Origin of the sequence: Desulfovermiculus halophilus DSM 18834, from assembly GCF_000620765.1 — a bacterium.
GTDB lineage: Bacteria > Desulfobacterota > Desulfovibrionia > Desulfovibrionales > Desulfothermaceae > Desulfovermiculus > Desulfovermiculus halophilus.
This window is the reverse complement of sequence record NZ_JIAK01000031.1, coordinates 1-24,379: the sequence shown is the minus strand read 5'-3', so window position 1 is coordinate 24,379 and position 24,379 is coordinate 1. Positions and strand designations below refer to the sequence as shown.

The following is a 24,379-nucleotide window of genomic DNA, read 5'->3' as shown; positions in this document are numbered from 1 at the left end:
CCGAGGCGCATCCGGTGGATGACGTGCTGGTACTGATACATTTCGAACCTCCTGTTTGACATTGTACCTCCTTGGAAGTGTTGTCTTTCCAGGGAGATATCCTTAATGAGGGAGGTTCGAAACCTTCAAAATGGCAAGGAAGCTACTTAATCACCTGAGTGGCTCCATTACGGTGATCATGAGCTGGCCTCATTAGGCCGATCATGAGGTGGCCCGATTAAGGTGATCATCAGGTGGCTCCATTAAGTGCACATAAACTGGCCCTATTAGCGTGATCATGGACTGGCCCTATTACCGCGGTCACTGACAGCTTTGCTTGTACGTCCGTCACGGAGTGTTTTAGAGGCAGCTGATGCTGCTTTGGGAGATGTTTGGCGTTTGGGTGTCCCAGTCTGAGAAAGAGCGCTACCAGAGGCTGATTTGGATGCTTTGCCCGTTGATTTGCTAGTCAATGTCTTGGACGCACTCTTAGAAGCGCCTTTTCCAGTTGTTTTCTTATTCATTGTTATTCCTTACGGTTTCAAGGTTAAGTAATCAAAATGTAATATACCATTCCCTAATTGGAGATGGTTTACCCAACTTTCTCCTAAATAAACTTTATTCATTACTTGCCTCATCGAATATAAAAAGTCAAGCTCCTGACACTAAACAGTTCTAAAGGTTATGGAACTAGAATTGATGGCCTTCTTGGGGTCCACACCCGGTCCTGGGTCTTCTCCTCTTCAGCCTGGGCGCCGTTACCCTCGACAAAGCCCTTGAGCTGCTGTGACAAATTTTGGATCATGAAGATGATTTCATCCTTGGTTATGTTCCGCACACTGGCCTTGGCCTTGATGAATGTTCAGGACTGGCTGACGGAATGCTCTTGGAATGAGACTGTTTCGGCAAAACTGCCTGGTAATGGCGGCCGAGTTTTCTGGCCCCATCCACCCCTTAAGCGGATAGTGCTTCCCATCCATACCGGGGAGCTTGGCTGGAATTTTTTACGCAAATTTTCCTATATAGTCAGTCCACCCTCCAATTTTTGTGGCACGCCCCAGCCAGGGTTTGAGCGCATCATGCGCCGGTAACTGCCTATTGCATGACTTCATTCACACTTCTTTCTCCCATTTTTTGCATTTCGCCTCGAGCCTCATGTCCACGGTGTATGAATATTTTCCCGCCCGGCTGGGTTACCCATTATTGGTCAGACGTTAGAGGGTAGATTGGTTGGTTGCTGGATTACACATTTTGCGTTTGACGCGTAATGGGTAGTGCGTCAATTTTTGGCGCGGTAGGCCCGGTTCCAGGGATACTTATCCACTACCAGCTCGAAGTCGTCCTCAAACCGAGAGGGGTTGCGGATGAGCATTTGGACCATCATGGAGTTGTAGATCTTCTCGTCCATGAGGTAGAGCTCGCTTGTGATGCGGTTGAGGAGGGCATAGATGCCGGTATCGCTGTCCCAGGTGAAGTGCTTGGGGTCTTCATGATCCACCACGTCCAGGCCGGAGAGCTCCAGGGTGCCGCCTTCCAGTTCCATGTGCCCCTTATCCAGATCAAAGTTCACTTCTCCCCGGACCTGCTGGATCCGGCCCGGGTCGGCCTGGCCGGTGACCAGATCCCAGGTTCCGTAATAGCTTATCCAATAAGCCAGACGCAGGTTCTCCCAGGACAGGACCAGATACTGAGGGGGCAGATCTCCTGGCCAGTCATATTCCTTGTCCGCCAGGGAACGGACAAACTCCCGTGCCTCTTCCGGTCCCATGTCCTCCAGCCCGGCCACAGGATCGGCCAGATAGGGCTTCCAGAACTCGTTCATATCCTTGTACTTGGTGCTGTTGGCTGCAAACTCTTCCTGCTGGGCCACAGTAATGTACTGCATCATCTGCCGGGCCTGGCGGGGAGAGTGGGTCATATGCACCCTGGCCGCAGGATACAGGATGTCTCCCCTGTGTTTTCCTCCGTCCCCAAAGGTGATCCGTTCTGCATAGTATTGTCCGGCATAGCCGTAATCCCACCAGGGCCACAGCCGGGCGTTTTCAGGTGTCTTGTCCTTGAGCTGCAGGAAGGTCTGGGCATAGGGCTTGGGCAGGATTGGGGCCGGACTCAGTCCGGAGGCCACCTCCAACGTGGGCAAAAGGACCACCAGGCACAGGGCCAGCTGAACCACCACCCGCAGGCTCTTTCTGATATGTAAGCGCAACAGGAGCAGGCTGAGGCCGAAACCAAGGCCCACACCCAGCACCGCTCCGCCGTACATGGTCAGCCGATTTCCCAATGCAAAAGAAAACAAGGCCAACCCTAAAAGGGGAAGAAAGATAAGAGACATAGGAAAGACGTAAAGGACGTATCCCAGACCAGCCAAAGCTGCACAAAAGATAGCCCAATGCCCAGCTACCCGCTGGATGATGTTTGCAAAATCTATATTTTGGAATTCGCGTATACTTTGTCCTACTATCGGCAAGTTAAGATTGGTCTTCTCACCAATTTCGAAAGAAGTGAATTTGGCGTAAATGAGGAGTTTTCGGACGAGGGAAATTATGAGGCCAAGAATATTTATGTCAATGAAGATGACAATTCCAAGCACACAGAGGCCCCATCTAACCACTTGGTAATTATTCAATATCCATGGCTTGTGAAATATTACAAAATAAATTGCCCCAAAACATATCCAACTCACCACTCCGCCCAAAGACAGGCCGAGTATGATAAGTATCCCGAGAGTCAACCAACCCAGCTGCCGCCATGTATTAGACAAGCTCAAAAAACATACTACAAGTCCGCCAGTACAACTCAAAATTATAGGGCTGGCATTAGGATAAAACCACATGTACATACAGCCAACAAGACCAACTCCCAGGACTTGAAGCATATATTTGCGGGAATGATTTGCAGACAGTTCAAAGTCAACTTCTGCATCTTTTCTCCAGCCGCTCCGCAGATACGGAGAAAAGACATGAATCAAAAGCACACAGAAGAGAAGCGGAAAAAAAAGTGATAAAATATCGGTATCATAAAAGCCCAGTCGAGTTCGTAAAAAAAAGCCCAAGCACCCGGCGGCCATGACACTGGCGGTCAGGGCACCTTCCTCCATTCGCCAATATCGGCCTAATAAAATGAACGGTATGACAGCCAAGGGAGAAAGCAGGGCCGGAAGCCAGAAGGCCAGATTGCCATATTGGATGCCTGTCAGAGAATGAACCCAACCAGTGATCTGGGCTAAGGTTTCGTCTGGCTTTCTGCTGGTATCCTTGGCCCCTGCCAACCAATAATACGCATCATGAGTGGCCAGAAGCTTCTCTGCCTGGATTGACAAGCCCGGATTGTCCCAGGCCGGGGCTTCATACAGGCGCAGGCCCAGGGTCAAGGTATAGGTAATGAGGAAGATACCGATGCAGAGGATTACGCGTGAGCGGTCGTTCATGTATGGCTGCCTTGCTTCATGTTACTTTATTTGTTGGTGAATGATGGAGGGACTTAGAGACGGAGAGACTAAGGGACTGGGGGACTGAGGGAGCACAGAGGGACGGGGAGATGGAGTGACTGAGGGACTGAGAGAGGGAGGGACGAAGAGAGGGAGAGGCGGAGAGATGGAGTGACTGAGGGACTGAGAGAGGGAGGGACGAAGAGATGGAGAGGCGGAGAGATGGAGTGACTGAGGGACTGAGAGAGGGAGGGACGAAGAGAGGGAGGGACGAAGAGATGGAGGGACGGAGAGATGGGGAGACTTAAGCGACTGAGAGACGTAGGGGCAGAGCGGCTGTAAGCTGCGAGGATTTAAAGAATAAATATGTAATTTAATAACAGATATGATTTTCAAAACTTCCAGCTCTCTGGCTTGAGGGCCATATTTACGATCTTGCCAAGGATACGATCGTATTCTTGGAACAGCCTGATGTATGTAGCTTCGCTGATGTACTCGCAGGCAAAGGAATATTCAAGCCACACTTGTGTCTCCGCTGCTTCCCCCTCTGCGTCGGAAAGTTTGGATACAAAGGCTTTTGGATATCTTCTTTTCCTGAACGCCTCGGCAATATTGGCACAGACTGAACGTGAAGCCCTGCGGATTTGGTCTGTCAATGAATACTTCTCTTCTTTAGGAAAGCTTTTTGAAAGCTCAAAAATCTCCATAGAAGCCTTAAATGCTATCTGGTAAACATCAAGATCCCTATGCGATCGTATCTTCATTCTTTTTCTCTTCCAGCAGATTCTGATCCGTTAGTCACTTCCGTTCCTTCTCCTTCCGTCGCCCAGTCCCTAAAGTCCCTACGTCTCTCCCTCCCTCAACGGTCAATCCCTAAGTCCCTCTGTCTCCCCATCTCTTCAGTCTTTCGATCCGTTCGCTTTGTTCGCTAAAGTCGCCCAGTCCCTGAAGTCGCTCAAGTCTCTCAAGTCCCTCAGTCTCCCCCTCGCTCTGTCCCTCAAGTCCCTCTCTCAGTCCCTCTTCCCTCCCTCCGTCGACACCCACACCATCCCCTCTGAAATATCCCCGGCTCCTGGCGCGGCTGCCCAAAAGCCTTCCCCGGGTTGCTGCTGGCTGTGATATGTAAAGTTCGACGGATCACCGCTATCAGTGGGCAAAATACTCTGTATCCCGAGTTCTCGGGACACAGCAGCAAAATCCTGTGTCCGGAAGCTGCCCAAACGCTTTTCAAACAAGTCCTTCACAGCTCCAGCCAGGTCTTGAATATCCTTATTGTTTTGCATAAAGCTTCTTCCTTTTCATTCACTTACTTTTCCTTTTCCCGGATCAAAACATCCGGATTTATTCCAGCCATCTTGAGCAGGGTAGCAATGATCAGGCGAAAGTCCAAGTTCAGGGTTTGGGTCCTGAACATACTGGCGATACAAGGATAGCTTATGGGGCATGACCTCTTTCAGTCTTCTCTACTGCTTCTTCACGAACCTCTTTTCTTCAAAGCCTTCCCTTCCATTACCAACTCATACCCCTCAGGCATGGACTCTTTGCTGCTGTCCCAGAAGCTGGAAACGATCACTCCATCCTCGGTCATGGGCACATGGACTCGCCATTCATAATAATCCAGGGCATGCTGCAGATTAGTGCCTATTATATCAGGCAAATTATTATCGCCCAGACCCCCAATTTTCCCCTGTTCGTGAGATCCGGACTTGCTGTAGGCATAAAACCCTAGCTCCCGGGCAACTGCGATAAAGTCATCCGGGCTGAATCGGCCCTGCTGGTCAACGAATAATTGTCTGGTCTTTTTTGCCAGTTGTGTTAACTCCTCGTTGGTCATGGTTGATTTCCTTTTTCAGTTATCTTTTGTCCTGGAATGGGCATATTTTTCCTGGCATGGTTTTAATTCTGGAAGCAAGATATCCGGTTTAAGCCCGGCCATTTGGAGTGAAGTACCAGCGAAAGACAGGAGCCGAATTTTCTCTGAAGGCTTACAGTCCCATCATAAAATCGATCTGATCCTTTTCTTCTTCAGGCAAATTCTCATAGGATTTGTCGGCATTTCGTGCATTGGAGCGCTTACATTTACCCCTTATGATCTCAGCGACTTTGTCAAAATCTTCAACAGAGAATTTTCCAAATCTCTCTTCAAACAATGACTGAATCTCTCCAGCTAATATTTTGTATGTGTCATCAACCATATTGCTCTCCTTTTCCTAGCCCTTTTCCGCAACTGACCAGAAACACCTATTTTGTTTCTTTTTCACGGTGCTGCTCGATTATCCCTCTTAATATTTCAGCAGCCCAGTCCGCAATGTTTTCGGTCTGATACTCCCCGCTTGCCAGATATCTTCGGGTCTGTTCAGGGTCATACTTTTCAATGGCTTTCCTCACTCCTTTTTCAAACAAGACCCTTAAGTCATCCCTGGATGCTTTGTATAGTTCCAGATGAGCAACAAAGGTTTCCCGCCGTTCATGAGCAAGCCTGAAATAAAAGTCTCCCCAACCGACCCTTAGGTCTAGCCAGTTCCCTAAATCCAAATATGAGCATCGCTTTCCATTAGTTACTTATTATGCGTTGATCAAGCATTCACAACTCAGTTCAATTCCTATAGCTTCCATCAACGGATATGATATGGTTATTCCCCCAGCACGGTCCCTGGAGGCAGTATCTGCCAAGCCTGGGCCGCAGCCCGATACCCAACAATACACCCTGCCCGCAGCCACGCACCTTTATCAACCACGCTTCCTCCAGCCACACACGAACCAACGCCAAGATGGGCAAAATCATGAATCTCTGCATGGTGATCAACTGTTACCCCGGCATTGATGATCACTCCCTGTCCCAGTGAGGCTTGGGTGCCAATGACTGCACCAGACATAACGGTAACCCCGGATTCTAAAACAGCACTCGGTGATACCTTTGCCTCAGGATGTACGATGGTAGCCAGCCGGTGTCCGGCAGATTGTAACTTTAAAATGAGATCTTGGCGGACCTGATTGTCGCCTATGGCCACAACTGCGGCATCTACATGCTGAACGTATGAACCAAGAATCTTAGTTGTCCCAAATACTGGAAGGCCAAAGGATGCAGTTCGCTCTGGATAGGAATCATCCAGAAACCCTATGGGGGTATACAAACTTCCCTCTTGCACTGCCTCGGCTATTGTGCACCCGTATCCGCCTGCCCCAAGTATAAGTAAGGTCTTGCGCTCGCTCATCCCAAAACCAGTTCTTTTGCCTTGTGAACAATATTTTCAATACTCAAGCCATGCATGCTGCGCAAATAGTCTTGATCGCCCACATGCTTGCTAAATTCTGAGGGCAGGGCAATTCTTGCGCACGGGATCCGGCAATCTTTGGCCTCAAACAGGGCCTCAGCGACAGCGCTTCCCAGCCCGCCAATTTGACTGTGCTCTTCCACAGTCAAAAGAGCCCTGGTTTCCCGTGCAGCCTGTAACACCGCATCATCATCCAGAGGTTTTACTGTGTGCATGCTTATAACCCGGGCATCAATGCCATCCTGGGCCAGCATGTCAGCTGCATGAACTGTGGTTTGCAGCATGGCCCCGGTGGAAACCAGGGTCACATCCTTGCCGTTCCGAACAACAATGGCCTTGCCCAGTTCCCAACTCTGGGACCTGTCATGCACTTCTGGCTCCCCAGCCCGGCCCAGTCGCAAGAAGACCGGTCCAATACCCTGGGCAGCAGCTTGAGTGGCGGCCTGTGTTTCAAGAGGATCACCGGGAGCAATAACCGTCATTTCCGGCAGGGAACGCATAATAGAAATATCTTCGGTCCCATGATGGGTCATGCCCAAGGCCCCGTAGGAAAAACCGCCTCCAACGGAAACTGAGACAACATTGGCGCTATGATAACAGGCATCGTTTCGCAACTGCTCCAGGCAACGAAGGATGGGGAAATTGGCAATGGAATAGGTAAAAACCACCTTGCCGGACAAGGCAAGCCCGGTGGCAACTCCGGCCATATTCTGTTCAGCAACCCCCACATTCACAAACTGCTTGGGAAAACGGTCGGCAAACTCCTGGACAACCCCAAAGCCCAAATCCCCAACCAAAAGCATAATGTTGGAATCGGTCTCAGCTATCTGGGTCAAGGTCTTGATAAATGCGGTTCTCATTTCCTGCCCCCCAGTTCATCAAGTGCGTTTTCATACTCATCACCCTGGGGGTTACGATAGTGCCACAACACATCATCTTCCATGAAACTCACTCCCTTGCCCTTAATCGTATGCGCGATAAAACAGCTAGGCTTCCCGTCAGCAACGGGAACACCTTGTAGATTATCTTCAATTGCGCCCACATCATGCCCGTCAATTTCCAGGGCAGACCAGCCAAAGGCCTTCCATTTATCGGAAAAAGGCTCAAGATCCAGAACATCCCGGGTATGGCCCATGGCTTGAATCTTATTGTAATCCACTATAGCTACCAAATTATCCAACCCATGGTGAGCTGCAAACATGGCCGCCTCCCAGGTAGAGCCCTCGTTACATTCGCCATCACTGAGCAAGGCGAATACGCGGTAGTTCTGGCCATCTCTTTTTGCAGCCAGGGCCATGCCCGCAGCCATGGAAAGTCCATGCCCCAATGCCCCAGACGAGACCTCTATTCCGGGCACCCCGCACGTAGCGTGCCCGGCCAATCGGCAGCCGTTGAGATAAAAACTCTCCAGCCAGTCCAGGGGAATAAAGCCGCATTCAGCCAGGACGGCATAATACCCGGCAGCCGCATGCCCTTTGCTGAGGACAAATCGATCCCGGTCCGGATCGTCAACCGCAGCAGGGTTCACCTTGAGTATTTTGCCATACAGTACAGCCATCAACTCGGCCATGGAAAAACTGCTGCCCAGATGAGAGCTTTTGGCGGTATACACCATTTTTAAGGCATGCAGTCGAATCTTGTTGGCCAAGACTTGCAATTCATCGCTTTTTGACACAATCCCCCCTTTGCATCGTTACCTTATTGATAAAATTGGCGTATGGTTGCGCAGACATACTCGACATCATCATCTGTCAGTGATGTATTCATGGGCAACATGAGTAATTTTTCGAATAGCTGTTCAGTAAACGGCAGACTGCGGGTAAAGCCTAATTTTTTCATGGCATGGACCGGCAGACCGCCCCATTGAATCATGGTCCCAATTCCATTTTCAGCAAGATATGATTTGAGCTCATCACGTCGTTCTGCTTCAATCTCATAATTCTGAAATATGTCAAAACGATCTGCATCCTGCTCAGGCCCTGGAGGAAGTCGGACTGCATCCAATCCTCCCAACCCTTCTTGATACTTGCCAGCTATCTCCCTGCGCCGGGAAATAGCCTGGTCGTATTTGGTGAGTTTGTAATCCAGAATGGCCGCCTGCAGGTTATCAAGGCGGGAATTTAAACACCAACAGACAACCTCCAGAGTATCAATCCGTCCATGATCCCGAAACAACTTGCATTGCTCATAAACCTCATCGTCATTGGTGATGATACAGCCCCCATCACCCAGGCAGCCGAGGGTCTTGGCTGGATAAAAGCTAATTACCCCGCCCCGGCCAAATGATCCAGCGCACTTTCCTTTATATTTGGCTCCCAGAGCTTGGGCGGAATCTTCAAGGATAAACAATCCATGTTTATCCGCGATTTTCTGGAGGGCATCCATGTCTGCACACCGCCCATTGAGTTGCGTGGGCATGATAGCCTTTGTTTTGGATGTAATTGCCTGCTCAACTGAACTGGGATCCATCTCATGGTCCCACCCGGTCTCCACAGGCACAGGTGTGGCCCCGGAAAAGCTTATTCCTGCTGCTGTGGCAACCATGGTGTGCGTGCAAAAGAGCACTTCATCTCCAGGCCCCAAACCACTGGCCCTACACAACATGTACAAGCCGTCAGTGGCGTTGCCGACCCCAAGTACATGCTTGATTCCCAGATAATCGGAAAGATTTTTTTCAAATTGCTCCAGATCCTTCTGGAGAATAAATGCCCCCCGGTTTCCGACATCATCTACGATTTTTTGAATCTCTTCGGCATCATCCCGATACACATCTGGATAAACAAAAAAGGGAACCTTCCGTTCAGCCATTTTGAACCTCATCTTCTTGTTTCGTATCCTGTTTCTGTCGCTCAATTACTTGAAGGGCCTGAGCCCTGAGTTCGTCAAAAGACGGGTAACCTGTAAGTTCCATTGGCGACCAGTTTTTATTTAATATGCGATAAATTGTCGCAAAAATGATTTTGAGATCTTTTCCAACTGACTGAGTTTGATAATAATACAGTTGAAGCTTCATTTTGGTCGGGCGTATGACCTCTTCATAAACTGCATCAGGGTCAGGGGCACCCTCAAGAACTCCTCCTTCGTCGGAGTTCCATATTGAGGCCCAATCAGTTATGCCCGGTCTCATCTCTAAAGTCTTTTTTTCTTCTTCAGTATACTTTTTAACCTTCCAGACAACTTCCGGACGTGGGCCGACCAAGCTCATTTCTCCACGCACCACATTGATCAACTGGGAAAGTTCATCAATCTTGCAAGCACGTATGAAACGTCCGCTTCGAGTAACCCGGGGATCACTGCCTGAGGTTGTCGGGCCGCCTACTTGATCAGCATTTACAACCATGGACCGAAACTTGTAAATCTTAAATGGCTTCCCATGTCTCCCAGCCCGTAATGGTCGGTAAAAGACAGGACCATCAGAATCCCGTTTCACCCAAATAGCAACAGCTATTAAAAGAGGAGAGGTCACAAGCAAGCCGGTTGTTGCTAACACCAAATCGAAGACACGTTTCATCATTGTCTATCCTTTATAAAATCACTTCTTTGTGGGCTTCAAATATAATAATGATTAGCAGATCTATAATGTGTGCAATGTTATTGTTAATTCATATAAATAACAATTATTATGACGCTCTCTCATAGACATATACTAAAGTCTCTTCTCCAGAATGCAGCTGAAAAGAGCTCGACTTTTTCGCACCCATCTTTTCATAAAACTTATGTGCTCTCTTAAGTGAAGCACCAGTTGGAATTTGAAATGTTCTAATATCTCTTTTAGTAAATTCTTTCTCAAGGTGACGGAACAAGTCTTCAGCAACCCCTGTTCCCTGATGTGTGCTTTCAACTGCCAAGTCCAAAAGTTCAGCGGTTGGGAGGTTCGATTGTTGTTTTGCGGGATAAAGAAGAGTTTCGAAAGCTTTCTTCATTCGGTGAAACGAAAGCAACTTTGGCAAAAAATAGATCAACGCATAAGGAAGCTTCTTCAATATAAAATCCTTGTAAAGTTTTCCTGAACTCAGAGTTCCTAAGGCATATCCAACAACTCTATTTGAAACCTTGTCTTTAGCCATGACCATAATTCCATAGCGGCTATCTGCTATATGATGAAATATCAGTCTGAGTGGTTTGTCGCCAAGTGAACTCAAAAAACCTTGGTCGATTTCTTTTAATTGAATTTGAACTGCTTGGTTGACATCTGATGACGAGAAACCAGAGGGGTAGCATTGTATCATGTCTTCATACTCCATTCAAAAAAGCAATCGCACGATCTATGTCTTTTTGCCGTACCCTCAAGTGCACAGGCAGGGAAACAACTTCTTTACAAAGTTTTTCAGCATTCGGACACGAACCTTCAGTGTAATGCACAAGGGGCAACTCCTGGCCACTCAGTGGATGAACAGGTGTGGCATACCATTCTGCGAGCTCCACTCCTGCCTTTTTTGCCTTTGCCAATAGGTCTTGTTTGTTTTTGGCCAGAAGTGGGTACCTGGCAAAAACAGTGTCGCAATCCTCAGAAACGTTTGGGAGAGACACTAATCTTGATACAATGTTTTGTTGGTATTGATCTGAAGCCCATCTGCTATGTGCTGAGATTTTTTCCACGCTCTTAAGGTATTTTTCTAGCCGGTGTTTCACGCCCTTTGTCATCTTGAGCTGAAAATCTTTAGATATATTATTTTTACCCACAGGATTATAATTGCTTTCAGCCAAGCCGAGATCTCCTAACTTGTGAAAGAGAGTGCGTACTGGCCAATATAATGATGGTCGATACAGCAAGCGAAATGCTTGATATTGCAATTCAATCTTCCCTTGAGTGACAAAGCCAGGTTGCTGATAAGATAAATAATCTTCTTTCACCTTTTCCCTGATATTTTCATCGTTTATTTCTATTCCCCCTCCAACTCCTGCTACTACAGGCTTTCCCCACTCAAACGAATAGAAAGCTCCCAATCCTAACGAGCCAACAAGATTTCCTTTGTATTTGGTCATGAATGTGTGACAACAATCTTCAATAACAGGAAGGTCATAATAAGAAGCTATATTTTGAATTGCATCCATGTTTGCCGGTATTCCAAAAGTATGCTGGACCACTATTGCTTGCGTGTGATCAGTTATCTTGTTCTGCAGATCCTCTGGGGCCATATTAAAACCGTTTTGTTCAGTATCAATGTAGCTGGGTTGAGCCCCTAGAGCCATAATAGCTTCTGGCACTGCCAAGCATGTAAAGGCTTGAATGGCCACTTTGTCGTTTGACGTCACATTGAGTGCTTTAAGCAGCGCATACAACCCAACACGGCCACGAAAATACACAAAAGGATCTTGGCTCAATGAATATGTCATGCTTTCGTCCATTCTCCTGGATTTTTAATTGGTTTTATGAGACCGACTAATGATCCCATACCGTATAAAAAGTGGGTCAGGAAAAAAATAAATGGCATGGAAAAAACGAAACGCCAGTCCCGCTCTTTATGCGCAATAGGTATTGAAGCAGCAAGTGAACAAAAAATGTATATTGCTAATTCAATCCCTAAAAGCCACTGGAAGAAAGGATGAAAGAAAGAAAGCAAAGATAGAATCATCAGGCTCAAAACGAAGGCCAAAGGAACTAAATTGCGCCATGAAAAAATCTTTTTGGATATCATTCTGCTGACAAAAAAAGGGGTGAGACCAGCTGAAAAAATCCAAGGGATATATCCGCGCAAGGTACCACGCGCAAAATAATGACAAATAATATCTGGAGCGAATAGGATTTTTCCACCTGCTTTCTGCAGGCGGATATTAAATTCCCTGTCCTGTCCACGGACAAGAGCTTCATCAAAAAGACCAATATCTTGAAAAATTTGCCGTCGGTAGCATCCACCAAAAACTGTATCAACCCATTTGATGTCCTTGGCACCAGTCCGGTAAATAGCATTGCCGGCAGCAAATGGGTGGGATATGGAAATAGCTATAGATTTTCCAATGACAGAATTGCTACCAGGCAGTGTCTGCCTTATGCCTCCTACATTATCGGCATTGTATTTGTTTAGATAAGAAACACTTTTTGATACATAACCCGCATCATAATTTGAATGAGCATCCATACGGATGACAATATCTCCTTGCGCGGAATCGATACCAATATTTAATGCATGAGGCTTTAATCTATGTGGATTATCAGTTAGTTTAACAATTTGATGTATTTTAGAATACTGGGATACTATTTCCCGAGTTTTATCAGCGCTGCCACCATCCACAACCAAGATCTCTAAATAATCAAAAGGATAATCACCTGCTAATATAGAATCTAAACATTGCCCAATGTACTTCTCTTCATTATAGCAAGGGATTATTATAGATACAAAAGGGTACGTATTCATTTTATATATCTTTGCTAACTTGTTGAGATAACATGACTTTCAAAGAAGTAGTACAGATGTCTGTATATGTGTGCTTCTCAAAAATACTATCCAAAACGATGTTTGAGCGCTGCAGACATTTTAAGGACTCTTGATCAATATGACTTTCAAGTTTATCAATCTTAAAGTTCAGATTTTGAAATAAAGATAAATAATCGCTCTCACGCATTCGATTACAGTAAGCAAACTCATTCCCAGCTATTTTTTCCCAATCATTCTCGGAAAATTGCAAAAAATTTATTCTACTGATTGAAGGGTCAGAATGTTGGAAATGATCACTCATATCGATAAAATGAATTACTGCACCGGTTGACTTTACAATACGTTTTGCTTCTATAAATATATCTTGAATAGTATCAGGTGGAATGTGCTCCATGACAGTAATAGAAAAATGACAGTCAATACTATTATCTGGCAAATCAGTTCTTGATGCATCCATTGGTGCCATGTATTTTATATTTGCTTCTTTTAAAAACTTAATGGGATCATGTTGAAAGCGATGCAGAATAGAAAATCTTTCACTGACGATGCCCCCCCCGTTTAACTGATTATACAGCTCTAAAACTTCATTACTATGGGCAGCTATCCATTCCAGAGTTTGTTGGGTCAATCTCCAGTCAATGCGCCGATGCAGATCAGCAGACATGACAGAACCTGCACCACACAAAAAAAATCCAATAGGTGCAACTGGAACATGACCAGTACCAACTTCAAAAAAATGCTTGTCCACAACCCCATGTCCTTGATTATCCAACCAAGTTGCCATTTTGACCTGAACTGGCAAACGGGACATGGGGTTGGCCTGTAATCTGCCAAAGGTTTTTTGAATATTCTTGTATATTCTATCCCCCCAAGGAATCCAGGAACAAAATCGCATTATCCTCGCTTTATTTTCCCAACGCATGGTTATGGTAAGCTCCCTGCTACTGCTACCATCATATACGTCCAGCATACAATGTAGTTACAATCAACTCCGCTGCCTGTCCTTCCCCATATGGCCGCACATCTTGGCCAAAGCGACCTATCGACTCTATGATTGTCTCTCGAATATCTGCTTGGCCCGGCTGTGCCAACCGGTTCCATCCGGCCTCCACCAACTCGGTCCATTCAGTTTCATCCCGCAGGGTCACACAGGGCACTCCTTGGAAATAGGCCTCTTTCTGCACACCGCCGGAGTCTGTGGCAATGACTGCTGCGTTTGTCTCCAGGGCCAACATGTCCAGGCAGCCCACGGGATCGATGAACGAGAGGTGAGAAGCCATAGGCCATAGGCCATGGATTTCGAGTTGCTTTTTGTTCCGGGGATGGAGAGGGACTATCAGATGCATTGGCTCACCTGACTCCAAACTGCTATACAGTATATTTATATATATGCTTCAACTTTCAAGCTAAAAGAGCTTGGTAAAATATAATTAATTTCTCCAATTCAATGTTCCAGCAATAATAACTCCTGACAGCATTTTGACCTCTTGTACCCATCTCAATTGATTTTTGAGGATTTTCTATAAAAAAACGAATCACATAAGCAATTGTATCTATATCATTCGGGTCAACACAAAACCCACATTGATGACGCTCAACTACATCTCGGTAAAGAGGAAAATCTGAAACAACCACAGGTAGTCCCATGGCCATATATTCAAACATTTTTGTTGGATAGGAATCAATATAATTTCCAATGGGTTTTAAAAGAGCTATTCCAATATGGCAACGAGCAATCATTGCCCAGCCTTGACTGGGAGGCATTCTCCCAGGAGAGTGAATCCAACCTTCATTTACCCCCTGCTGGTAAGCCTTGCTCGTAGAAACATCTCTGGACACATTACCGATGCATTCGAACTTAGCGGCTATACCATCTTCGCGGATCTTTCGTATGGCCTCTATTACAGTCAATAAACCGCGACTTTGTGATATACTGCCAATATATCCTACTAATAAACTATTTTTCTGAGTGGAGCTTGCTAACTGCATCAGTTTATCAACTGTGGGCAAATTTAGAACAACTTGACCTCGTTTCACCCAATTGTAATGATCTGCATATGATTTTTCAGCCATTACCACTGCCATACGATTTAAGGACAATCGTTCGAAAAAACTTATGAAGAAAGCCAACGGCTTTCGAATTAGTGGGTGAATCCAATGTTTGGTTCTTATCTGCTCAGGAAGGTTTTCATGCATGTCGTAGACAACACGGCGACCAGAAACTCTCAACAACAAACCTAGTGGGAGTAACTCTGGATCGTGTAAATGATAAATATCTCCTTTTTCAGAAAAAGCCTTTCGAGCAGCTCTTAATATGCCAAAAGTAATTCTGCTCAATCTGCCTGAATATCGAGGCAATGCTTTAATTTTAACATTGTTACGTATTTCGTCACAATCAGATTGGATTATTAAGGTGACCTCATGATCTTTTGATGCTAACCCACTGCATTCTTTTTCAAAAATACGAGTATCATTATTTGGATGGACTGTAGAAATATGAATAATGTTCAACTTATTGCCTGTCATGTAATTGATAGATTTTACTTTACTTAAATGAACTCACATTGATTTTTTTGACTAATAAAAAGCTACGTCAATTGCCATTTGACAGACGCATGCATGATGAACCACTAAAAATAATTCGCAATAATTAATATGGATTTAATTGTGTTTATAAAATTTGTTAATATACATGATGTACAAAATCCACATAGATAAGTAGACATAAAAGTGCTCCTTGTGAATAACACTTTCAAATAGTGATTGTATAAAAAAACATATATAGCCTATGATAAAGATCAGACCGCCTCTATCTTGAATGCTAGAAAAAAACATTTTAAAAGGAAAATAAATAAATATTATGAAATAACCAAACAAACCTAGAAATATACCTGATGTCGCCATTAAATGAATAGGCGTATTGTGGACGGTTGATGGACGCGCATTGGCAGAATATAAGTACTCATGGATCATCCCATATCCTGTCCCCAAAAATGGCTTTTTTGCTATGATTTCAATTCCATTCTCAATGGTGACAAGCCTCCCAACATTAAATAAATCTAACATAGAATTAAAATATAGTCTTTGCTTCCAAAAGTTGAAAAGTCCTTGGTCAAGGACTGAATAAATTGAATCAAAAAACAAGAAGCCTACAAAAAAGATAAAAAAACAAAATAGTAACAATATTATAAAATTATCTTTTTTTAACATAAAACGACTAGACAAGTTTTGGCGAAACAATAACAAAATACAGATTTGACAAACAAATCCTGTAAAAAGTAACAAATTTTGTTTATTGACAGTGATCATATATATATAAATGCTAAACACTAAAGTAAATAGTATTACTAAAAATTTAAAAACATCATGCTGTTTGTCGACAAAAGCTATTGCCACTGTCGAAAGTAAAAAAATATAAGAAGATAGCATGATAGAATTATTGAATATTCCCATGTACCTATACTTATTTGCAAATGAATAAGCAATGTCATGATATGCACTTCCAGCAAATACAAAGAATATAATTAAAAGCAAAAATAATACTATTACATAATTTATATTCATATTTTTATCAAAAGAATAGATGAATACCGGCATAGAGAATAAAATAACAGACCATTTATAAATCATTTTAAGATCTTGGTTGTTTATTACATATCCAATTAAAATAGGTTTCAATGAAACTAAGAATGCAAATAGCATGATTAAAAATATGAATTTATTATAATCTAAGAATGGTAATGTTGTTTTGCGTGTCTTGAATATTCTAAGTATAACTATTATTAATAATGTGCAGATTAAAATAGAATCTCTATATAAATCTTGTATATAAAAAGGCTTTAAAAGTTGAGAAATAAACATTACCAATATAAAATAATAAAATACTAAATATTTGAAAATGTAACGTGCATGAAAATCTATATACATAATAAACAACTTTATATTTAAAACTTGAACATTATTGAACACTCCACCGCCTAAAGGCGGTGGAATCCATTAACGGCTAAAGCCGGCGACATCGGCCTTCGCCGATTAAAACTATGGTTCCAGATAATTGGTACATATGTGTCTTTGCTTAAATGTTTGACCTCAAACGCAGTTTATATCATCAGTAGCTGCTCGTAGGCTCAAGAAATTGAAGACCAAAGTCAAAGCAATAGTACATGCACTGTTGTCGCTGTTTTCCACTATCGAAGAACGCTGAAGCTGCCACCTAAAGGTGGGGGTTTTAACCCTCCCAAATTGGGACAATAATATACTCGATCAAGTAAAACTATCTTTAAACTTTTGATGCCATATAATGCCTGTTAAGATCTTATAAGTTAAAATAAATGCATTGCCAACTATTTCTGAAAATTAAATATAAAATTTAAATAAATATTAATGGTAACAGCCTAAAGCCTTTAATCTTTCATAGTGCTCTATATCACGGTATTTAAATACTATTGCTGGATGACCTCCTGCAATGGCATATTTTGGAATATCTGAAACCACAACGCTACCAGCCTGGATAATCGCTCCCTCGCCTATCCTTGATTCACCTAAAATGATCACCCTTGAGCCAAGCCACACGTTATTTTCAATATGTATAGGTTTGTGAATATAAGTGCTATCGTAGGGTATTGCTTGGCCGTTGTCATAGTTATGTATTTGAGTAATCATTAAACATCCAGGCCCTGAATGAAAATTATCTCCTATAAAAATCTTGCCTCCACCAACAATATTCATACCGTTAAAATTTACATTATTGCCAAGATAAGTATTTCTTGTTACGATACTTTTTCCATTTACCTTTAGGTTACACCCAACAAAGCAAGCACGCCTCAAAACTCGAAATGTATACCACTTTTTCTTAATCGATTTTATCGATAGCAAAAGTGTGTTCAACAGAAATTTCATTGGTTCCTCTTTATCGCATCTTCGCCCAATATCTCAGCTACAGCATGTTGAAAATTCTGTTTCCAATTCTCAGCAAAAAAATAGTGTTTATCGATTTCTACAGGATCATAGCGGAATTTAACCTCAACTGCTTTCTTAATGAGTTGCGCATATCCAGAGTCCAATAGGGGACGCATGTAGTCGACACCGGGAAGGTCAACTAAATATGTTTGGCAATGAAAGGCTAGGCCCTCGAATACAGCTGTTGAATACACACCGATTTGCCATTTGGCTTGAGCAAACAGCTCGTAGAGATCTGGAGTATGAGAATCAACGATTTCCAAGTCGCTGTCCACGAGCCAAGGATAGTCTTCCCGCCAACGGTCATACTCGCCTGGATGGAGTTTATACACTATACGAACGTGTGCAGGGGCGGACTGTCGCAACTGGACAGCGAAATGGGAGAGTCTCTTGCCGATTGTCCCTTGAGAGATGAAAACCAGTGTGTCTGCTTTAGGTATATGCTTTAGTGCTGAACGGCATGTTTCTAAATGAGGATAGCCGATGTTATAAATTTTTTCGCTAGGTATTGGGAAATCAACATTTTGTTTCCAATATTCACCAAAAGCAAAAAAATAGTCTGGGAAATTGTATTTATTATTTTTATAAGGAAATGAATAAGCCATATGGTATCTAGAAACAACACCGTGCTGCAATTCTATTGTTGGTATTTTACATTCTTTAGCAGCAGCTATAAAGCTATTTCTTCCATAGCTTGCTAAAACAAAACATGCTCTTGGCTTAACTATCTTGAATAATTCTTTAAATAAATAAAGATCAACTTTATATCTTTCTAGAACTTTTCTTGCTACTCCATAAACGTCAACATTAATGTTAAAATTAAAGGTAACTGCATTTTCTATACTTTTACAGACAGAAGAATCAATGTTGTTTTTATTATGCAACTTAAAGCAACTACAAAAATAAGATAAGGTAGTTATAAAATCATTATAATATAATCTTACTGACTTGGCTGGAATTAAGTGCCCATTGCCATAGTGCTGCTCCAGAACTACCCCGTCTTGGACGAGATTAGCCACATAGTCTGAATAAATATCCCAATAAAAACCATCTGATAAAAGTTTACGCCGCGGATGCCCATTGAAAATTATGCTGTGCTTCTTGATGCAAAAAGGATTATAGAAAATATAACTTTTTAGTAATCTATAAGACATTATAATTTTAGCTTTAATTCCCCTGTCTGGAACGGTATGCGCTTGGCCATAAAACCCAAGCTCTTGCATAATGGTGTTGAAAACCTTAAACCGAATAAGCTCCCAAACTCGGATTCCATCGACTTCCCATTCAAATACATAGAGATCTTGCTCAAGTTGAAAAAAAGACTCACATACCTCTGAAAAAGTCATAAGAAGCTCAATTTATGAAGATTTCAACCTAGGATAAATCTTGGAAACCACAGGCCGGATATACGAATGAAAAGAAAAAAACATGAGGCCACTAAACCCCATAAAATACGTCAATTTAACAAATTGAATCTTTAGATCGATATGCATCGAAAGATCGGACAAGGGAACACCAAGCAATATAAAGAACCCGAGAGCTATTTTCCATACTTCGAACTGTGGATCAAACAGTCTCCGGCTGACAAAAAAACCAAACACAGCCTGAAAGGCGAATGATATCAATGTAGCATAGGCCGCGCCGTAAATGCCGAATCGGGGGATGAAAAGGAGATTCAGTATGATATTTAGCAGTGCAGCGGCGCCAGTCAGAAACGGTAAAAACTTGGTCTTTTTGAATTGAAAAATCGGGGATACGGCAAAAAAATACACGCCTTGAAAAAAGTAGCCCATAATAATGATCGGCACTACTCCAGCAGATGCGTGGTAGCTCTCAGGCGTGAGAAGGATCAAAAATTCCTTGGACCAAAGCATACCCATGAGGCAGATAGTACCTATGCCAATAAGCCACAAGGCAAACATGCGCCGGTTTTCATAGGCTTTGTCGTGGGTATCGCTGGACATGAGGTCAAAATAATTCGGCTGCCAAGCCCTATTAACCGATGCAACAATGATGCTCATGACCATGCCTATCTGATAGCCGAGGGAATAGATGCCGAGCTGGTCCATGCTGACGTATTTTTCAAGAATAACCCGGTCAATGGAGTTGTGCATCACCCCAGCCAGGAGATGGAAGACAATGGGCACGCCAAAAGCCAGGGCGTATTTGACGTAGGCAGCGTCAAAACGGAAAATGAATTTTCTGGAATGTGGAATATAAAAAAGAGCGAAAAAAATTGCTTGCCCAACCAGATGGCCTTTGACCTTTCCCAGGGCCCCTTGCTTGAGATAGACCACAAAGAATAAGATCATGCCGACCATGAAAGCAAACTGCAAAAACTGGAGTATTGCGCATTCTTTGTATTGCTTCGTGGCCAGGTAGTAGCTAATGACCAATTGATTGAGTATTTGAAAAAAACCGGTCCAAATGACAATGGGCAAATAAGGCTGAAAAGGGATGTCTTTGACGGCAAGCAAGACATATAGATGCTCGCCCCAAAAGGTCAAAATACAGCACAGCACTAGTAAAACTACAACCAAATATGCGTTTATCGAAAATAGAAACTCGCCTATCTTTCTGGCGTTTTCCTTGAATTCATAATAATATCTGGTCTGGGCGCCATAAAAGCCGAACATGAGCACTGTAGCCATGAGCTGCAGCATGACCTGCAAGTAGCCCACAATGCCGTATTCGGCAGGAGTCAAAAATCGCGTATACACAGGAATAAGGAAAAAGCCGAAGGCTTTTGTTCCCACCTGTCCTATTGTGTATATGGATGCACCTTTGAAGACAGAACGTATAGAATAAGTCAAAATAAGACTGTCTTATAATTACAAAATTAATCAAACATAGACCAAGTAAGAATGTAATCTTCATAAATTTGTTTACTTGCTCTTTTTCCAATGACCAATTCAATATCCTTTGGACTTATTCCATGGCCAGGTCTTTTCCATGTCAAATCCTCAGATGTAATAACATGCCCTTCCAGAATATTTCGTTTAGCCACAAGACTCCGCCTAGCATGTTGTCTTGATAGTTCTTCATTAGGCAGGGCTTCTATCTCAAATTGGCCCAAAAGTCTCCAGGTACTGTCAAGCATTCTGCAAAATTTCTTCAAATCGACAACATCCATAGCATGATAATGATCATTACCAGGCAGGGTCTTATCGTGAGTAAAATGTTTTTCAATTATCCGAGCTCCGAGAAGAGCTGCAGCTAAAAGTGTTTGCATATCCTTTGGCAATGTATGATCGGAATATCCAATAATGTTATTAGGAAATTCAACCTCTAGGGTCTTGATCTTTCCCAGATGCGCATCTTCATCCTTAGTAGGATAGTTAAGAACACAATGAAGTAGAGCCAAAGGCGGGTTATACTCGTCGATCCAAGATTTGGCTGTTTGAATTTCTGAAAGGTCGCTTGCTCCAGTAGACAATATAATAGGCTTGCCATATCTACAGATATGCTCAATAAATGGTTTGTTCGTAATATCTGAGGATGAAACCTTAAATACTTCCACCAAGTCATTCAGAAAATAAGCAGAATCTAAATCGAAAGGAGTGCTAAGAAAAGCAATTCCTGCGCTATCGCAATACATTTTAAGCTCTTGAAATTCTGTTTTCCAAAATTTATCGTATTTTTGGAATAGGGCGTGCTGAGTTGGAGTAGGCTCTTTGCTGAGATCCCAATAGGCAGGCGAATCTTTAGAGGCAATTTTATCAGCCTTATAAGTTTGAAATTTAATCGCATCTGCTCCTCCTTCAGCTGCCTCATCAATTAACCGCTTGGCTAGCTCCATGCTCCCCTCATGGTTAACGCCCGCCTCGGCTATTATGTAGGGCTTATGTTGAAATAATGTATGGCGATCTTGAATTTGGAAAAATTTATTAATTTCTTGTCGCATCACCCCTCCAAGGCTTGAGAAATCAAATAATTTACATTTTTTCTGCCTTGCTTCAAATCAACATCTTTCATCATATTGGACATATGTTTTCTACGGTCTACAGACTCAACTAACTTCCGAAAAGAGCTAAGAATGGTTTGTTTTGATAAACTAAAACCAAGGCCGAGATTCATAAATCCAAATTCCTTTGACGCAAAAAAATGGGTCATTTCACGATTGTTTTGCGCCATCACAATTGTGGGAGTTCCTATCGCGGCTGCCTCGTATGTTGTACGCCCAGCAGAAGTAAATATAATGTCCGCCTGATGCATATACTTTGATATGTTAGATGAGTTTTCAGCTATTTTTATATTTTCAAAACATTCCAGTGTATTAAATTTATCATACCCGAACCCAGCTACTACTTTTATCTCAATATCATTATCTGTTGCGTATTCATAAATTGATTCTAAAACTTTATGTGTGTAATTATTTGGGTCAACACCACCGAATGTCAATAGTACGTTTTTTACACTGTCCCTTATTTTTTTTGTAGGGCTGAGCAAAAACTCATCGCGAAGACAAAAATATCGATGCCCAAAATAGTGATTCGGAAGTATCTCATTTTCAGGATACATTGCATTAATCACTAGATCAGCAAATTGAGCACCTCTTCCCAAGTCTTCAAAAGTTACAACCTTCGCGCCCGCGTTTTTTATATCCATAATATATTTAGGGGAGGTGTCTAAGGTATCGTTAACAACCACATCCGGATTTAGGAGACGGATATCGTCAATTATATTTTTTCCTTTTTGTTTATAAACTGTATAATTACGTTCACATATTTTTTTATAGGCAAGATCACTCTTTTCATCGACCAAAAAATATACTTCATGGTTGAGTATGTCATTGGCTAAGAGCAATGTATTGTAAACATGCCCCAAACCAATCTTTTCATACCCTGCAACTACAAAAAGAACTTTTTTCCTTTTTAAGTAGTATTCACAAAGGTTCCAGTCATCATATGTATCAATATCAATACTTTCTGCCCCCGACAGCAGGTAAAGGTCAACTTTTGATCCGATCCGGCTTTCTTCTGTGAGAACATATTCTTTAGTTATCAAAAAAGCGCCTGTCTCTTTGAATGTTGGTGGTAGATATTGCCTATTTACTCGTTTTTCATAGTTAGGAACAAAAGCGCCATTTTCTTTTTTCCATGTTAAATGGGTATCTTCTTTAGCAGATATTATTGTATCGATATCTTGATTTCCCAATATCTTTTCAAGTGCCTTGTCGAGAGAGCGGACAGAAAGAAGAGGGGATGTTGGCTGTATCGTCACTATAATATCATATTTTTTTTCATTTACCTTAGAAGCATGTTTAAAGGCATTATAAATCACAGGGTCTAGAGTAGTTGAATCTTGAGCATTTTTCGATGTGCGATTATGTATATTTACGCCATATTTTTCAGCTATAGCCAGTATTTCTTCATCATCGCTGGAAACGTAAATATCTGGATTATACGATGAGATTAAAGCTGTTTTTATAACGTAAGATAGTAATGGTTTACCATTAAGCGATCTTATGTTTTTCCTAGGAATTCCCTTTGACCCACCGCGAGCTGGTATGACTATTAAAATGTTATTTTTCATAATTTGCTACTCATTTTCTAAAAGCACACTGATGTTTTGATGATGACCGATCCGTCTCTGTAGCATAATAATTTTCTAACAGTGCAATGTCGTCCTCTATTAGATAACTTGCGGTCTGGATTTCGATGAGTTCTGAATTGGTGCTTTGGGGTCGGACCAACCCACATGCCTTTTTTTAAAAAAACAAATGAATCCAAAAAGAAGCTAATCAGGGGTTAAAAGGATAATATCTAATCAACACCGACAAAACAGGGCTTGGAGCCAAATGCCGCCAAAGCCGACACGCAGGTTACCTGAAGAAGCAAGATGTTTATGATCGATCTATGCTTCTGCAATATTACACCTCTGGCCAGTGGCCAGATGCCAAATTGTAGACCTGATTTATTTAGTCTGGGCTCTGAGTGGTTGTTGCCAAAAGATAAAAGGGCATGGGTCATTGGCGCTGGGCTAGGAGCTATAGGAAAAGGCAAAGGAATGCCTGCTATCCATCTCACCTATTTTCTTTGGCTCCACTCAAGAATCTGTGCATGAAGTGAGGCCATAGACTTGAAAAGCATGAGTCCCCTCGGGTAGTTAGGTGGTTACCACACACACCAGCTACCACGGAGGAACTCATGCTCGTGTCCCAGTTGATCAAATCTACGCTTGATATTCAAGGATTTCGTGTCAGCCAGGTCCAAGGCGATACGAACGCGATCATCGTGGATATTGTCCCGGATCGTCGTCATTCGCTCTTTTGCAGCTCTTGTGGAAGCGCTTCCAGGTATCGGGATACTCTCTCTGTTCGTCATTTTCGGCATGTTCCTCTCTGGGGCATCCCTGTATGG

23 protein-coding genes and 2 pseudogenes are annotated in these 24,379 nt (G+C 42.9%); 1 reads left to right on the top strand and 24 read right to left on the bottom strand.

The features are described from left to right. Positions 1 to 1,258: 1,258 nt before the first annotated feature. From N902_RS20600 to N902_RS0112600, 24 genes and pseudogenes are all read right to left on the bottom strand, one after another. Complete coding sequence (locus N902_RS20600) at positions 1,259 to 2,311, bottom strand: hypothetical protein (RefSeq protein ID WP_341830628.1); 1,053 nt, start codon at positions 2,309 to 2,311, stop codon at positions 1,259 to 1,261. A 537-nt stretch (positions 2,312 to 2,848) separates the two neighbouring features. After that, positions 2,849 to 3,406: pseudogene (locus N902_RS20690) on the bottom strand (STT3 domain-containing protein); the annotation flags it as partial. Between the two features lie 392 nt (positions 3,407 to 3,798). After that, complete coding sequence (locus N902_RS0112705) at positions 3,799 to 4,170, bottom strand: four helix bundle protein (RefSeq protein WP_027371223.1); 372 nt, start codon at positions 4,168 to 4,170, stop codon at positions 3,799 to 3,801. A gap of 246 nt (positions 4,171 to 4,416) precedes the next feature. Next, positions 4,417 to 4,689 carry a hypothetical protein gene (locus N902_RS0112700; RefSeq protein WP_027371222.1) on the bottom strand — a complete coding sequence of 91 codons (273 nt, stop codon included), beginning with the start codon at positions 4,687 to 4,689 and terminating at the stop codon, positions 4,417 to 4,419. 191 nt (positions 4,690 to 4,880) lie between these two features. Then, on the bottom strand, positions 4,881 to 5,240 hold the full coding sequence (locus N902_RS0112690; RefSeq protein WP_027371221.1) for a hypothetical protein: 360 nt from the start codon (positions 5,238 to 5,240) through the stop codon (positions 4,881 to 4,883). A gap of 151 nt (positions 5,241 to 5,391) precedes the next feature. Further along, positions 5,392 to 5,601, bottom strand: a complete 210-nt coding sequence (locus tag N902_RS0112685) for a hypothetical protein (RefSeq protein ID WP_027371220.1) — start codon at positions 5,599 to 5,601, stop codon at positions 5,392 to 5,394. Positions 5,602 to 5,647: 46 nt separating this feature from the next. Then, positions 5,648 to 5,941 carry a hypothetical protein gene (locus N902_RS0112680; protein ID WP_027371219.1) on the bottom strand — a complete coding sequence of 98 codons (294 nt, stop codon included), beginning with the start codon at positions 5,939 to 5,941 and terminating at the stop codon, positions 5,648 to 5,650. 98 nt (positions 5,942 to 6,039) lie between these two features. Next, positions 6,040 to 6,621: an acetyltransferase gene (locus N902_RS0112675; protein WP_027371218.1), complete on the bottom strand. Its 582-nt coding sequence runs from the start codon at positions 6,619 to 6,621 to the stop codon at positions 6,040 to 6,042. Continuing rightward, positions 6,618 to 7,541 carry a transketolase family protein gene (locus N902_RS0112670; RefSeq protein WP_027371217.1) on the bottom strand — a complete coding sequence of 308 codons (924 nt, stop codon included), beginning with the start codon at positions 7,539 to 7,541 and terminating at the stop codon, positions 6,618 to 6,620. Before N902_RS0112670 ends, N902_RS0112675 begins: the two co-directional genes overlap by 4 nt. Then, complete coding sequence (locus tag N902_RS0112665; RefSeq protein WP_027371216.1) at positions 7,538 to 8,356, bottom strand: transketolase; 819 nt, start codon at positions 8,354 to 8,356, stop codon at positions 7,538 to 7,540. Before N902_RS0112665 ends, N902_RS0112670 begins: the two co-directional genes overlap by 4 nt. Positions 8,357 to 8,379: 23 nt before the next feature. Beyond that, a complete protein-coding gene (locus tag N902_RS0112660; protein ID WP_034622801.1) occupies positions 8,380 to 9,489 on the bottom strand; it encodes a DegT/DnrJ/EryC1/StrS family aminotransferase in 1,110 nt (369 codons plus the stop codon). Next, positions 9,482 to 10,195: a sugar transferase gene (locus N902_RS17835; RefSeq protein WP_208596330.1), complete on the bottom strand. Its 714-nt coding sequence runs from the start codon at positions 10,193 to 10,195 to the stop codon at positions 9,482 to 9,484. Before N902_RS17835 ends, N902_RS0112660 begins: the two co-directional genes overlap by 8 nt. Before the next feature lie 106 nt (positions 10,196 to 10,301). Continuing rightward, positions 10,302 to 10,910, bottom strand: coding sequence for a GNAT family N-acetyltransferase (locus N902_RS0112650; RefSeq protein ID WP_027371214.1), 609 nt, complete (start codon positions 10,908 to 10,910; stop codon positions 10,302 to 10,304). 4 nt (positions 10,911 to 10,914) lie between these two features. Then, a complete protein-coding gene (locus tag N902_RS18865; protein WP_208596329.1) occupies positions 10,915 to 12,018 on the bottom strand; it encodes a DegT/DnrJ/EryC1/StrS family aminotransferase in 1,104 nt (367 codons plus the stop codon). Further along, positions 12,015 to 13,037 (bottom strand): glycosyltransferase family 2 protein, encoded by a 1,023-nt coding sequence (locus N902_RS19400; protein WP_084288348.1) that lies wholly within the window; start codon positions 13,035 to 13,037, stop codon positions 12,015 to 12,017. The genes N902_RS18865 and N902_RS19400 overlap by 4 nt, the downstream gene beginning before the upstream one ends. A 1-nt stretch (position 13,038) precedes the next feature. After that, complete coding sequence (locus N902_RS0112635) at positions 13,039 to 13,980, bottom strand: methyltransferase domain-containing protein (RefSeq protein ID WP_161635189.1); 942 nt, start codon at positions 13,978 to 13,980, stop codon at positions 13,039 to 13,041. 31 nt (positions 13,981 to 14,011) lie between these two features. Next, positions 14,012 to 14,404 (bottom strand): UDP-N-acetylglucosamine 2-epimerase, encoded by a 393-nt coding sequence (locus tag N902_RS0112630; protein WP_027371210.1) that lies wholly within the window; start codon positions 14,402 to 14,404, stop codon positions 14,012 to 14,014. A gap of 55 nt (positions 14,405 to 14,459) precedes the next feature. After that, the gene (locus N902_RS19395) at positions 14,460 to 15,569 is read right to left on the bottom strand and encodes a glycosyltransferase (protein ID WP_161635188.1); all 1,110 of its coding nucleotides are present in this window, start codon (positions 15,567 to 15,569) and stop codon (positions 14,460 to 14,462) included. A gap of 150 nt (positions 15,570 to 15,719) precedes the next feature. After that, positions 15,720 to 17,027, bottom strand: coding sequence for a hypothetical protein (locus N902_RS20250; RefSeq protein ID WP_027371209.1), 1,308 nt, complete (start codon positions 17,025 to 17,027; stop codon positions 15,720 to 15,722). A 411-nt stretch (positions 17,028 to 17,438) separates the two neighbouring features. Continuing rightward, complete coding sequence (locus N902_RS19390; protein WP_027371208.1) at positions 17,439 to 17,957, bottom strand: acyltransferase; 519 nt, start codon at positions 17,955 to 17,957, stop codon at positions 17,439 to 17,441. Beyond that, complete coding sequence (locus tag N902_RS18860) at positions 17,954 to 19,363, bottom strand: hypothetical protein (RefSeq protein ID WP_051564573.1); 1,410 nt, start codon at positions 19,361 to 19,363, stop codon at positions 17,954 to 17,956. The genes N902_RS19390 and N902_RS18860 overlap by 4 nt, the downstream gene beginning before the upstream one ends. A gap of 12 nt (positions 19,364 to 19,375) precedes the next feature. After that, positions 19,376 to 20,830 (bottom strand): lipopolysaccharide biosynthesis protein, encoded by a 1,455-nt coding sequence (locus N902_RS0112610; RefSeq protein WP_084288344.1) that lies wholly within the window; start codon positions 20,828 to 20,830, stop codon positions 19,376 to 19,378. A 26-nt stretch (positions 20,831 to 20,856) separates the two neighbouring features. Further along, positions 20,857 to 21,921 carry an N-acetylneuraminate synthase family protein gene (locus N902_RS0112605; protein ID WP_051564572.1) on the bottom strand — a complete coding sequence of 355 codons (1,065 nt, stop codon included), beginning with the start codon at positions 21,919 to 21,921 and terminating at the stop codon, positions 20,857 to 20,859. Beyond that, positions 21,921 to 23,552: a cytidylyltransferase domain-containing protein gene (locus N902_RS0112600; RefSeq protein ID WP_027371205.1), complete on the bottom strand. Its 1,632-nt coding sequence runs from the start codon at positions 23,550 to 23,552 to the stop codon at positions 21,921 to 21,923. Before N902_RS0112600 ends, N902_RS0112605 begins: the two co-directional genes overlap by 1 nt. 614 nt (positions 23,553 to 24,166) lie before the next feature. On the opposite strand from N902_RS0112600, the pseudogene N902_RS20245 reads away from it, so the two are divergent. Then, positions 24,167 to 24,379: pseudogene (locus N902_RS20245) on the top strand (ISL3 family transposase); the annotation flags it as partial.